Below are 12,230 nucleotides of genomic sequence, written 5' to 3'. Positions count from 1 at the left end.
GCCCTGTTCGCTACCTGGACCGCCCGCTACCGGGACCTGGCGGCCCGCGCCGCCACCGAAGGCCACCTGCGGCCCGGCACCGACACCCGCACCCTCACCGCGGCCGTCGTCACCACCGCATTCGGCTCCCGCGTGCTCGCCAGGAACCCCGACGCGGTCGCCGACCTCCCACACCGGATGACCCAGGCCTGGCAGTTGCTGCTCCCGGCCGTCACCGACCCCGCCGCCCTGGAGTACTTTTACCAGTTCGCGCTCCGGCGAGAACCACACCGGACCGCACCCCCGCCGTAGACTTCGCGGGCGGGGGGACGCGTGGGTCAGCGCCGCTCGGGAACCGAATGTTGCTGAGCTGTTGACATTTTCGATTGTCGTTGGCGAACGAGTCTGCTCGCTCGCCAACGAAGACCGGGCCGCTGGGGCACGCTCACGACACGCTCACGCTCCCGGTGAAGAAGAACGGTGCCGTACCGCCGAAGCAGAAGACGGTGGCGTTACCCTTCGCGAAACCGCTGAGCCTGCCGGCCATCCCGGGACCGAACGCACCGGTCTTGAAATTGAACGCCGAATCGAATCCGAAGCAGGTCCAACTCTCCCCCGCCGGGACCGTGACCGTGACCTCACCGGCCGCACCGGCAGTCAACGCCGGCACCGCCGTTGCGGTACCACCGGCCACGAAGAGCATCGCCGGGGCGATCACCGCCGACGCCACAGCCGCACGCACTGCCATCTTCCTCGTCATGGCTCATTCACCTCATTCGAGAATCCCCGACTACGGACCCACGTGTTTCATGGGGCCTCTGCGAATTTCCCTGAAATGCACCGACTCAAACAGATAACCCTGTCACCGATCCGAACATTCAATCATTTGGTCGACTGTTCAAATAATTCCTCGAGGAATCCCAGAAAATGTGAAACATTCGGGGTTCCCCGACGGATAAACCCAATAGGCGGGGATGGAAAAGAAACACAAATTCGACGGAAAGGTGACCCGCTATGGGCTCGGCAGGAATCGACTTCAGTCTGGCTTTCGACGCGTTCCTCAAGTTCCTGAGCGTCGCGCTCGGGATCGATCTGGGTGTCGGCTGACCAGGACGTATCCACCACGAGTATCGGCGCTCCGGGGTGATCCCCCGGAGCGCCGAACCATGTCCCACAGCCCCCAACCACTTCCGCGGCTGTGCGCCGCACCCGGGTTGTTCGTATGGAAGGCGATACACCTTCCTGCCCGGCCGGCGGTTCGCTACAGTCACCCGAGGGATCAGCCAGTCCCCCACCACCGACGGGACCCGCCGCACCAGCTGCACCACGACAACGCCCGCGGCGCCCTCCCGACGCCGGGCGAGTGGGGCGAGGAACTCCTCGCCCGAGCGGCGGCGGCCGCCCTGATACGGGGTGCGTCCTGGACGCAGATCGCCGACCGGTTCGGGATACCCGATCCCTGCACCACACCGCCGCTGCGACTGCTCCGAGCTGCACTGGCAGGACGCGATCGTCGATCACAAAACGCCCGATCGCAGCGCGATCACACCACCGGCCCGGCCCCCAACTCACATTGAGAAGCCTGCTTCGCTGCAGGCAACAGCACCTGAGCTGCGGAGGCACCGGGGCATGCGTACCGCGAACCTTCGTCGATTCGCGACCGAACGCGAAACCGGTGCGGCACCGTCGCTCATCCGGGTCAACCGGTGCAGGACACCCTGGGGCATCCGTACCGGGATGTCAGGGTTGCGGCACCTCGACAGTGCTGGGGAGTTTGTCGCGCATCTTGTCCACCTGCTGCTCGATCCTCTCGACCGCCGAGTCGTTGTTCAGGACGGTGACCACGCCGGCGGCGAATGCGATCGAGATGACGATCGCCAACCCGCTCAGCACCAGCCCGGCGATCGCCACGCCCTTGCCGGTGATCCCCCACCCGCGGGCCGCCCGCAGACCGAGGACACCGAGGATCAACCCGATGATGCCCAGCACCAATCCGACCGGGGACAGGATCGCGATCAGCACACACGAACGCGGCAGTCCCGACGGCCGGTTGCCGGCGCGAGGTGTGCCGCCGCGGGCGGCGGCGTCCTCTGTCTGGTCGGGATAAGTGGTGACGCGATCGGGGCCTCCATCGCCAGCGCCGGGTGACAGCAGGTGAAGATCAGCCGGAGCCAGTCGTCGTCGATGGCGCCGGGAGACTCGGGTCATCGTCGTACACCATCTGAGCCTCCTTGTGCTTGTCGTCGCGCTTGTTCTCGCGCCGGATCCGGTCGATGGCCTTGTGGTTGGCGGTGGTGGTCAGCCAGGCGCCGGGGTTGGGCGGTACGCCGTCGGGCGGCCACCGCTCGACGGCGGTCGTGAACGCCTCGGCTGCTGCCTCCTCGGCGATGTCGAGGTTACCGAATCGCCTGGTCAGGGCGGCGGCCACCCGGGCCCACTCCTCGTGGTGGACGTGGGTGACCGCCTCGCGGGCGTTGATCGCGGTTCCTCACCTTGGCGCCGCCCCCTTGTGGGCGGCCTCACCCCTACTACGAACACCACCGCCCCGATCCGACACCACCTCCCGTTTTTCTTCCGAGAACTTTTCGCTACGCCGGTTGTCAGCGATCCGACACGGCATCCGCTACTCCCGCAGCGAGATCGCCATGCTGCGGCCACCGGACGGCGGCGCCAGTGTGGAGCTGTCGAACTTCGTCCACGACGAGCACCAGCCCGGATCGCCTGAAGGCTATGTCCACCGAACTAGGAATGCGCAACGTGGCGCTCGAGGTGGACGACCTCCAGGCGGCCTCCACCGAGTCGCCGCGGACGGCAACGGCCTGGTCGGCGGGATCGGTCAGTACGAGGACATCTGGTGGATGGCCTACGTGCGCGGACCCGAAGGGATCATCGTGTCGACAGCCGAGCGAATAGGCCGACGCCACCGTCAACCGCAAGACCCGTCTGCTCATGCGGGTGCTTACCGAGGCGGCCTCCGGACTGCCGGTTCTCCCTTGGCAGGCGTCCCGAATGCCGAACATTGACCGGCATCGTCCCGGAAAGGGGCATTCACCCGGCATCGGTCTGAGCTGGCGGATCGCCATTTGACCCGTCCGGTGAAGATCGCCGGCTGGTGCGTTGAACGGTGCGCTGAGGTCGGTTGCCTCTCGGCCGACGAGTCTCGGAATCCGCTGGCAACTCGCGGATTGCGTGCGCAGCTCATCGAATCCATCAGTTACCAGTGAATTCTGCGCGAGCCCCAAAGTCCACTGCCCAACGCGATGACCACCTGAGATTGGTCAATATGTTGATCTGTAATCCGTGCACGGTCTCGGCGGATTAGGTGTCGATCCCGACGTTGTCAGTGTCAGTGCTGGCAGACGATTACCGTCGCGGCTGACCGCTTACCGAGCTACGGCACGGTGGTGTCGGCGGCGGGGTCCGCCGGTCGGTGGCGCAAGTCGACGTCAGGCACTGCTTTCAGCATTTCTTCAGCGGCCAGCGCGAACCATGGCGGTCATGTCGGTCGGGTATCGGGGAGCATTTCCCTCGCGAGACGGTCGCGGCCCGTGGCGTGCTCTGCCAGCTTGTTCTCAGCCGACAGCCAGGGCGCTGCCGAGACACCGAAAGTAGGTTGACCACTATGGCGAAAAAGATCGTCCAGTTCGGCATTCCGCTTCTGCTTTCTGCCGGCCTGCTTGCAGGATGCAGCTCCAACGACAGTGGCACCGGGTCGTCGCCGAGTCCGACGACGTCGGTGGTTGCGTCTTCCACCATGACCCCAGGCGGCGGTGCCGCGGGAGTGGCTCAGGTCGACCCGAACACGGCGAGCCAGAGTCAGATTCAGGCGGCGTTCGAGGCAGCTGGCGTCAGCAACGCGGGTAAGTGGGCGAAGGAGGTCACGGAGTACGGCCCCTATAGTCCCGACACGATGTCCGACACCCTGGCGACGGAATTGGGCAAATACGGAATCGATCAACAGACGCTGGACGCGATTTTGAGTGTTCTGGCCCCACAGTAGGAGATGAGCGGGCATGGACGATGAGGTGGTTGCCCCGGACCGCGGAGGCGCACGTCCAGCACGGCTTGTCGCGCGGTTTCAGGCGGCACTGCTCGCGCTGTCTGTGCTTTCATCCGCATTCGTCGCGGTTGAGCTGGCATCGTTGCGGCACTGGAAGAGTTCCGAGCAGATCGTGCCGTGGATTGTGCTGGGTGTGCTTGTCTGCTCGGCGTTGATCGTCGTGTTCAACCGTTCACGGATCGCCATCGTGCAGGCCCGGATCATCGCTCTGTGCGCCGCTCCGGCGGCTCTGTTCGGGGTGTATGAGCACGTGAGCGCGAACCTCGACACCGGGGTCCTCAACCACAAGTACGCATGGGCGGAGCTGCCTGGCTGGGAACATCTGTGGCTGGCATCGACCGGCGCTGTCGGTGGTACCCCGGCAACCGCGCCGCTGGTGCTTGCGCTGGCGGGGGTACTGCTGGGTTTGGCGACTGTCGGGATGGCACCGGACACAGCCCGGGACGACTTCGCCCAGGACACGGGGGTCGATGTAGCCCGGGTGCGGACATGAGCAGACCGGTGCGACGGCGCTGGAAGACCAGGTGATGGTGGTGCCCCAGGGTCGATTGAAGTGCGCACGGTACGGGAGTCCTCCGTATTTACGCCGTCGGTGAACTGTCGATCACCAAGGCGCACCAGGCTCCCTTGCGACTCCGAGGCGCCCACCGCAACACCGGCAATCTTGGAGGCCTCCGACACTCCGACCTTCGCACGAGAGCGTCCATCCTTCCGGTGCTGGTCCGGAAATTTGCAGGTGCAGCACCTTCGACCGGTCCGGGTCCGGTAGGGCGGTAACCGCGCTGCCGGTCGTACCGTTGGGGTCCACTGATTACGGAATGTTGTTGGAGGAGGCGACGGTGCGGGTGTTGTTGGTCGAGGACGAAACGCGCCTGGCTGAGACGGTGCGGCGCGGCTTGACGGCTGACGGATGCACCGTGCAGGTCGAGCACGATGGTGTGGCCGGGTTGGCGGCCGCGGTTAGTGGCGGCTTCGATGTGGTGGTTCTCGACATCATGTTGCCCGGCAAACACGGGTACGACGTGGTCCGGGAGATGCGGCAGCAGCAGGTGTGGACGCCGGTGCTGATGCTCTCGGCCAAGGACGGCGAATACGACCTCGCCGATGCGTTCGACCTCGGTGCCGACGACTATCTGGTCAAACCGTTCTCGTTCGTGGTGCTGGTGGCCCGGTTGCGGGCGCTGGTGCGACGTGGGGCTCCGCCGCGGCCCCCGGTTCTCAGTGCTGCGGGGCTCGAGTTGGACCCGGCCATGCGGCGGGTCACCCGCGGAGGCACCCGCCTCCAGCTCACGCCCCGCGAGTACAGCGTGCTCGAATACCTGATGCGCCACGCCGGTGCGGTCGTCACCAAACACGATATTCTGCAATCTGTTTGGGATGTCAATTACGAGGGCGACGACAACATCGTGGAGGTCTACATCGGCTACCTTCGACGCAAAATCGACGCCCCGTTCGGCACGACGAGCATCGACACCGTCCGCGGCGTGGGCTATTCGATGCCGTCGGAGACATAGGGGTCGTCGCCGATCGGGAGCGTGACCACGAAGTGCGCACCCTCATCTTCATGATCGCGGATATCGATCGACCCGTGATGTGCGGCAACGATCTCGGCGGCGATGGCGAGACCGAGTCCGGAACCACCGAATTCGCGGGTTCGGGGAGTGTCGAGGCGGACGAATCGCTCGAAGATCCGGGCCCGGTCCGCCGGAGCGATGCCCGGCCCGTCGTCGGTCACGTCGATGACGGCGTTCCCCTCGCACCTGCGGCAGGCAAGGGTGATTCGGGTGTGTGCGTGGCGGACGGCGTTGTCGACGAGATTGCGGACCAGCCGGGCCAACTGCTGCGGATCCCCGGCCACCCGGACAGGGTCGACGGTGGCTGAGACCGCTATGCCGGGAAGGCCCCGGAGGCGGGCGCGTTCGGCGAGGATCAGATCGTCGATATCGACGTCGACGCGCAGGTGGGTCAGTGAGTCTTCGTCGGCACGCGCGAGCAGGAGAAGATCTTCGACCAACGCATGCATTCGTCGGGCTTCGGGAAGCAACGACTCGTCGACCAGGGCCATGTCGATCAATTCGGGACGGGATTGTGCGAGTTCGAGTGCGGCGGTGATGGTCGCCAGCGGGCTGCGCAGTTCGTGCGAGGCGTCGCTGACGAAACGCCGCTGGGCCAGATGCCCGGCCTCGAGCCGGGCGAGCATGCTGTTCATGGTGACCGCGAGATCGGCAATTTCGTCCCGGGCCGCCGGCACGGGAACCCGCTCGTCGAGTTGATCGGTCGATATCGCCGCCACACGGGCGCGGATCCTCTCCACCGGGCGCAGGGCCGCGCCGATGAGCCGGTACGTGGCGACGGCGACGAAGCCGAGGACGACCGGCGCACCGATCGCGAGCAGCGCCGCGACAGTGGCCAGGACACCTTCAACCGGTTCGCGGTCGGCACCGGTGACCACGGTGACCGGCCCGTTGAGGGACATGGTGCCGTGGGCGGCCACCCAGTAGTCGCGTTCGTGCCCGAAGTGGAGGTTTCCGAGGTAGGCGGACTCGCCGGGTGGCAGCGGGGCGGCGAGGACCGGTGACGACGGAATCCCGGCCGAGGTGGCGAGCACGTTTCCGGCGCTGTCGAGGATTTGGACGGCCCCGATCTGGCCGTCGGTGGCGAGTAGCGATGCGTCGAGTTCCTGCGGCGGCTGAGTGCGCAATTGCTCGGTGATCTGGTGGGACCGTGAGTCTGCGGCGGCTCGGGCGGAGTGTTCGAGATTGCGGTACAGCACGAACAGGAGTGCCCCGCCGGCGAGGAGCAGGCACACCGTGACGGCGAGGACCGCGGCCGCGGTGGATCGCACCCGCACATTCCAGTTTCCGGGGTTCAGGCTGCGGCGGTCCATGGTGTTCAGTCTGACCGACACCGCATCCGCCGCCCCGGTGTCGGTGCGGTGCCCAACCTCATGCGACGGCCTCGGCGAGGATGGCGCGCAGCACGGGGAGGAATCCGGCGACGGTGTCGCGGTCGAACAGATCGGCCGAATACACCAGTTCACAGTCGATGCCGGCCGGGTCACCATCGGCATTGTGGTGGTCGGTGAAGTGGAAGTGCAGATCGCATTTGGCGATATCCAGCGGTTGCGGTGCGATCTCGAACTCCAGTCCGTCGGAGTCGAGGGTGACGGCGGTGAAGTTGTTCAGGGACAACGCGACCTGGAAGAACGGGTGCAGCGACGGTGATCGGGGCGGGTCGAGCACGTCGACGAGATGCTCGAATTGGACGTCGGCGTGCGCGAACGCATTCAGCTCGGTGTCGCGGGACTGGTCGAGAAGGTCGGCAAGGGATGTGTCTGGGTCGACCGTCGAGCCGAGAACGAGAGTGTTGACGAACATGCCGACGACGTCATCGAGGTCGGGATGGGTCCGGCCGGCTGTCGGTGTGCCGATCGCGATCGTGCGCTGGGAGGACAGGCGTGCGAGGAGCAGTACCAGCGCTGAATGCAGCACGGTGAACATGGTCGCCCGCCGCGCGTGGGCGACATGCAACAGTGCTCGGTGCGTTTGTTCGTCGATCGCAAAGCTCAGCCGGCCGGCCGCATACGTCCACCGTTGTGGACGGGGTCGGTCCGCCGGCAGCGTCAGTTCCCCGGGCAACCCTGCCAGTTCGGCTCTCCAGAACTCGATCTGACGAGCCGTGAGGCTGCCGGGATCAGCGTCGTCGCCGAGAAGGTCGTGCCGCCAGAGACTGTAGTGCGGGTACTGCACCGGCAGCGGCGCCCACCTCGGCGCGGTGCCCGCAGCACGGGACGCATACGCAGTCAACAGGTCGCGGGCGAGGACTGCCAGCGACCACCCGTCCGCGGAGATGTGGTGGATCACGCACGCGAGCAGGTGCTCCTCGGGCCCGCTGGCGAACAGTGTGGCCCGCAACGGCGGTTCGGTACGAACGTCGAAGCCACGGTGCAGCAGCCAACGGATGTGTTGCGCAAGTTCGGATGCGGTGACGTGTACCGGGGTGAGGTCGGGGACGGCGTCGGTGACCTCGAGGAACCGCTGGCAGGGGCCGTCCGCCGAATCGGGATACACCGTGCGCAGGGGGTGATGCCGGTCGAGCACGTCGCTGGTGGCATCGCGCAGCGCCTCGATGTCGAGGACACCGCGGATCGTGACGGTGAACGGGAGGTTGTACAGGGCTGGGCGGGTGGCGGTGCGGTCGAGGAATTGCTGCGCTGGGGCCAGTGGGGCCCTTTGGGGCAGCGGTTGTGTTGCGAACGCGCGCAGCGAGGAGAGTTCACCGGACTCCGGGTGTTCCTCGGCGAGAAGCTGGGCGAGGGCGGCGACGGTGGGGAACTCGAACAGATCGCGCACCCCCAACTGGACGCCGAAATCGGCGTTGAGTGCCGCGATCACCCGGGTGGCGGAGAGCGAATCCCCACCGAGGTCGAAGAAGGACGATTCCGCGTCCACGACGTCGGTGCACAGTACCCGGGTGAGCACGCCAGCCACCGCGTGTTCATCGGGTGTGCGCGGCGGCCGCGCCGCGGGAACGACGGAGCCGAACTCGGGGGCCGGCAGGGCAGCCCGGTCGAGCTTCTTCGTCGGCGTCAGCGGAACGTCGTCCAAGACGGTGATCACCGCGGGCACCATGTAGTCCGGCAGCTGCTGGGCTACCGCTGCCCGCAGCATCGCCGGAGTCACCTCCGACGACGTCCGCAACAGCACATACGACACCAGCAGCGCATCCCCCGCCCTGTTATGGACTACGGTCGTCGCGAACTCCACATCGGGGTGGCCACGCAGGGCGGTGTCGATCTCGCCGAGTTCGATCCGGAACCCGCGGACTTTGACCTGGTCGTCGCTGCGGCCAACGTACTCGAGTGTCGCCTCGGGTGTCCATCGGACCAGGTCGCCCGTGCGGAACAGGCGCGAGCCGGGTTTGCCGAACGGATTGGCGACGAACCGGCCGGCGGTCATCCCCCCTCGGTGCGCGTAACCGCGGGCCAACCCGGGGGTGCCGAGATACAGTTCGCCGACCGCGCCGGAGGGAAGCGGCCGCAGGCGCCGGTCCAGCACCACCGCGTCGACGCCGCGCATCAGTGCACCGATCGTCACCGGCCGATCCGGGGCCATCGGGGAGCTGAGCGTGACACTGCACGTGGTTTCGGTCGGGCCGTAAGCATTGCGCATCGTCCGGTGGTGCGCCCAGCGCGTCACCAGTTCCGGTGGGCACGCCTCACCGCCGACCAGGACGAGTTCCACGTCGTCGAGGCCGTCAGGATTCACCGTCGCCAGCGCCGACGGAGTCGACAGCACATGGGTGACGTGTTCGTCGCGCAGGAGATCGGCCAGTTCCTGGCCGCCAACCACATCCGGCGGGGTCACCACCAAGGGGGCGCCGGCCAGGGCCGCGGCGAGGACTTCGACCAGAGCCGTGTCGAAGCTCGGAGACGCGAAATGCAGGACCCGCGAGGTGGAGGAGAGCGCGTAGTTGTCGCGGATCTCCTGCGCGAGATTGGCCAGGCCGTCGTGGGTGACGACGACACCCTTGGGTGCGCCGGTCGACCCGGACGTGTAGATCACATACGCGGCATTTTCCCGACGCACCGGGCGCACCGGGCGCGGTGGCGGCACGTCGAGCGTATCGAGGTCGACGGTGAGCCATCGCACTATTGCCGGCAGCTGGCCCCGAGTGTCGGAGGAGGTCAGGCCGACAACAGGTGTGCAGTCGTCGAGCATGTACTGGATGCGTGCACGCGGATACGTCGGGTCGACGGGGACATAGGCTCCGCCAGCGGCGGCGACCGCCCACACGGCGACCACCGATTCGTACGAACGGGGTACGGCAACCGCCACGAGATCTTCCGGACCGATGCCGGCGCCCAGCAGCCTGCCGGCCAACGCGGTCGAATGACGGTCGAGATCCCGGTAGGAGAAGGATCGTCCGCGGTCGCGGACCGCGATTCGCTCACCGGATGCACCGGTAGCGGCGGCGAGTAACTGTGTGAGGGTTGCCGGTTCGACATCGGCCGGGCCGCGCGCCGGTGTCAGGACCTCGCGTTCCCCGGGCAGAAACAACTCCAGGTCGGCGACGGCGCAGTCGTCTCCGATGACGGTCACGAATGTCTGCAGGAAATGGGTAAACCGGCGGTGGTGGCTGCTCAGTTCCCTCTCGCCGTAGAGGGCGGGGTTGGCTTCGAAGTCGATCCGCGGCATCAGATCCGTGGAGCCCGGGTAGATGTTCACCGCCAGATCCGCGGTCGGACCGGTCGTGAGAACGTGCACGCGACCGGTGACCGCACCGAGGCTGATGTCCGGTTCGAACAGCATCAAATTCAGCACGGGGCCGAACGAGGCGAGCTCACCAGTGGCCGTGCCGCGCTCACGACCGATGTCTTCACGCCGATACCGCTGGTGGCGCAACGCCGCGATCAGTGCCGCCCGGGCGATTCCGATCGCTTCCTCGACGGTCGTGGCGCCGATCCCCGGCAGTGCCAAGGGCACCACATTCGAGACCGAGCCCGCCGCCGCCCGCAACGATCCGGTGGTGCGGGCCGTCACCGGAAGAGACACCATGACGTCGTCGACGTCAGTCATCCGTGCCAAATAGACGGCGAACGCCGCCACGAGGACAGCGGTGCGATCGAGGACGGACCGGCCGCCCGGCATCGGCATGGAAGACACCGCCATGGGGTCGCCGGTGACCCGGACAGCCGGCCGAGGCGCAGCGCTCCGCCCGGCAAGACTGACCACCGGTGGCAGATCAGGGGCGAGCCCGGCCCAGTACTCACGATCGGCATCGAACCGCCCCGACGATCGATAGTCCCGATCCGCTCGGCTCAACTGCTCGGGCCCCACCACCCGGTGCGGACCCGGCTCGCCGCCGCCGAGAGCCGCGACGTACCACTGCGCGGTCCGTTGCATCAGCAGCATCGCCGCATATCCATCCAATGCGAGGTGGTGGGCACGCGCATACCAGAACACACGATCGTCACCGACCCGCAGAACACGCGAGAAGACCAGCGAGTCATCGCCCATCGCGAGTGGGACCGTGCAGTCACGTCGCATCCACTCCCGCGCGAACTCGGCCGGGTCGCGTTCGGCGCGGAAGTCCAAAACCAGGACTTGACCTGCCGATCGAATCCTCTCACGTTGATACGGGTGTCCGTCGACGTCGACCAGCACGACCTCCGCGCCCAGTTCGTCCATCGCCCGCGTGTGCGCCTCGCACAGCTTCTCCACCTCAATGGGCCCGCTCAGATCCACGTACTGGGCGATGACGTAGGGCACCTCGGGGGTCAGCTGCTGCGCAAGCCAGATCGCCTGCTGCGCCGCGGTCAGTGGCACCAACCGGCCGGACGACTTGGAATGCGTCAGCTGGGTGCTCATTTGACCGCCCGGAACACGACAAGCTCCTCGGTGCACTGCTGTGGCCCGATCAAACCGCGATCAACGAGAAGATCCCGCCGTGCTTGCAGCACCGGACCGAACGGGACGCGGACACGGCGTGCTTCCTCAACGTGTAAGCCGCTTTCCCCCAGCATCACTCGCGTCTTCTCCGTGCCGCTCAGCGTCGATTGCACGAGAATCAACCGGCCCCCCTCGTCAAGGAGATCCGGGGCATCGCCGCAAATACGGTCCAACAACGCCCGCCCCTCGTGCCCGGCGTCCCAACACCGCGCACGACCCCTCGCCGGCAGCCCATCGTGCTCGGCAGGAACATAAGGTGGGTTCGCTACGATCAAGTCGAACCGCCGGTGACGTACTCGCGACACCAGATCACCGCGAACAACCCGCACACTGTGCCCGCGAACCGCCGCATTGAGCCAGGTACTGACCAACGCCCGACGCGAAACGTCGACCGCGGTCACGCTGCGCGCACCGGACCGAGTCGCCCACACGCTGACCACCCCAGCACCCGCACACAAATCCAGAATCCGCGTACCCGCGTCCACCTGCTCGTCGCCGAGCGAATCCACAAGAAGCCGCGAATCATGCTGAGGCCGATACACACCCGGAAAACGAAAGATCACCAACGCCCCCCCTTCCTCCCAGCCTCCCGTCAGCGCAGCGATCCAACTCTGATCGCAGTGCGCGTTCAGCGCTCACAGCTCGGATCACCATGCCGAAGCAATGTCGTGCATGGCGCGCGGGACGAAACCGCTGTCGCTGTTCGGTTGTTGATGTCACTTTGCCAGATCGTCACACAT

The 12,230-nt window shown here is 66.5% G+C and carries 9 protein-coding genes and 2 pseudogenes; 5 read left to right on the top strand and 6 right to left on the bottom strand.

Features of this window, described 5'->3' with window-relative positions; translation table 11 throughout:
- The coding region (locus tag G9373_RS31100) for a TetR family transcriptional regulator (protein ID WP_167118588.1) at positions 1-291 on the top strand (291 nt) is incomplete at its 5' end.
- Between the two features lie 133 nt (positions 292-424).
- Here the strand turns inward: G9373_RS31100 and G9373_RS31095 are convergent.
- From G9373_RS31095 to G9373_RS31085, 3 genes and pseudogenes are all read right to left on the bottom strand, one after another.
- The gene (locus G9373_RS31095; RefSeq protein ID WP_005574014.1) at positions 425-739 is read right to left on the bottom strand and encodes a hypothetical protein; all 315 of its coding nucleotides are present in this window, start codon (positions 737-739) and stop codon (positions 425-427) included.
- A gap of 980 nt (positions 740-1,719) precedes the next feature.
- Positions 1,720-2,100: pseudogene (locus tag G9373_RS31090) on the bottom strand (DUF4190 domain-containing protein); the annotation flags it as partial.
- Positions 2,101-2,140: 40 nt separating this feature from the next.
- Positions 2,141-2,395, bottom strand: coding sequence for a sigma factor (locus G9373_RS31085; protein WP_240960841.1), 255 nt, complete (start codon positions 2,393-2,395; stop codon positions 2,141-2,143).
- Between the two features lie 220 nt (positions 2,396-2,615).
- Between G9373_RS31085 and G9373_RS46875 the strand changes: the two are divergent.
- From G9373_RS46875 to G9373_RS31070, 4 genes and pseudogenes are all read left to right on the top strand, one after another.
- Positions 2,616-2,894, top strand: a pseudogene (locus G9373_RS46875) (VOC family protein); the annotation flags it as partial.
- 707 nt (positions 2,895-3,601) lie between these two features.
- Positions 3,602-3,979, top strand: coding sequence for a hypothetical protein (locus G9373_RS31080; RefSeq protein ID WP_133986615.1), 378 nt, complete (start codon positions 3,602-3,604; stop codon positions 3,977-3,979).
- A gap of 13 nt (positions 3,980-3,992) precedes the next feature.
- Positions 3,993-4,532, top strand: coding sequence for a hypothetical protein (locus G9373_RS31075; RefSeq protein ID WP_005253524.1), 540 nt, complete (start codon positions 3,993-3,995; stop codon positions 4,530-4,532).
- A 355-nt stretch (positions 4,533-4,887) separates the two neighbouring features.
- Complete coding sequence (locus G9373_RS31070; RefSeq protein WP_240960840.1) at positions 4,888-5,553, top strand: response regulator transcription factor; 666 nt, start codon at positions 4,888-4,890, stop codon at positions 5,551-5,553.
- On the opposite strand, the gene G9373_RS31065 is transcribed toward G9373_RS31070, so the two are convergent.
- The 3 genes from G9373_RS31065 to G9373_RS31055 are packed head-to-tail and all read right to left on the bottom strand — an operon-like array spanning position 5,529 to position 12,056.
- Complete coding sequence (locus G9373_RS31065) at positions 5,529-6,926, bottom strand: ATP-binding protein (RefSeq protein WP_206032800.1); 1,398 nt, start codon at positions 6,924-6,926, stop codon at positions 5,529-5,531. The genes G9373_RS31070 and G9373_RS31065 overlap by 25 nt on opposite strands.
- Before the next feature lie 58 nt (positions 6,927-6,984).
- Positions 6,985-11,409 (bottom strand): non-ribosomal peptide synthetase, encoded by a 4,425-nt coding sequence (locus G9373_RS31060; protein ID WP_167118585.1) that lies wholly within the window; start codon positions 11,407-11,409, stop codon positions 6,985-6,987.
- Positions 11,406-12,056 carry a HemK2/MTQ2 family protein methyltransferase gene (locus tag G9373_RS31055; protein ID WP_206032799.1) on the bottom strand — a complete coding sequence of 217 codons (651 nt, stop codon included), beginning with the start codon at positions 12,054-12,056 and terminating at the stop codon, positions 11,406-11,408. The genes G9373_RS31060 and G9373_RS31055 overlap by 4 nt, the downstream gene beginning before the upstream one ends.
- Between the last annotated feature and the right edge of the window lie 174 nt (positions 12,057-12,230).

This window comes from Rhodococcus sp. A14 (assembly GCF_011603105.1).
Lineage (GTDB): Bacteria > Actinomycetota > Actinomycetes > Mycobacteriales > Mycobacteriaceae > Rhodococcus_F > Rhodococcus_F opacus.
Note: the sequence above shows the minus strand (reverse complement) of the source record. Positions and strands in the feature narration are given on the sequence as shown.

Excerpts from the sequence above, each read along its gene's own strand:
- G9373_RS31075 (WP_005253524.1), top strand. The coding sequence starts at position 3,993 with ATGGACGATGAGGTGGTTGCCCCGGACCGCGGAGGCGCACGTCCAGCA.
- G9373_RS31080 (WP_133986615.1), top strand. The coding sequence starts at position 3,602 with ATGGCGAAAAAGATCGTCCAGTTCGGCATTCCGCTTCTGCTTTCTGCC.
- G9373_RS31095 (WP_005574014.1), bottom strand. The coding sequence starts at position 739 with ATGACGAGGAAGATGGCAGTGCGTGCGGCTGTGGCGTCGGCGGTGATC.
- G9373_RS31065 (WP_206032800.1), bottom strand. The coding sequence starts at position 6,926 with ATGGACCGCCGCAGCCTGAACCCCGGAAACTGGAATGTGCGGGTGCGA.
- G9373_RS31060 (WP_167118585.1), bottom strand. The coding sequence starts at position 11,409 with ATGAGCACCCAGCTGACGCATTCCAAGTCGTCCGGCCGGTTGGTGCCA.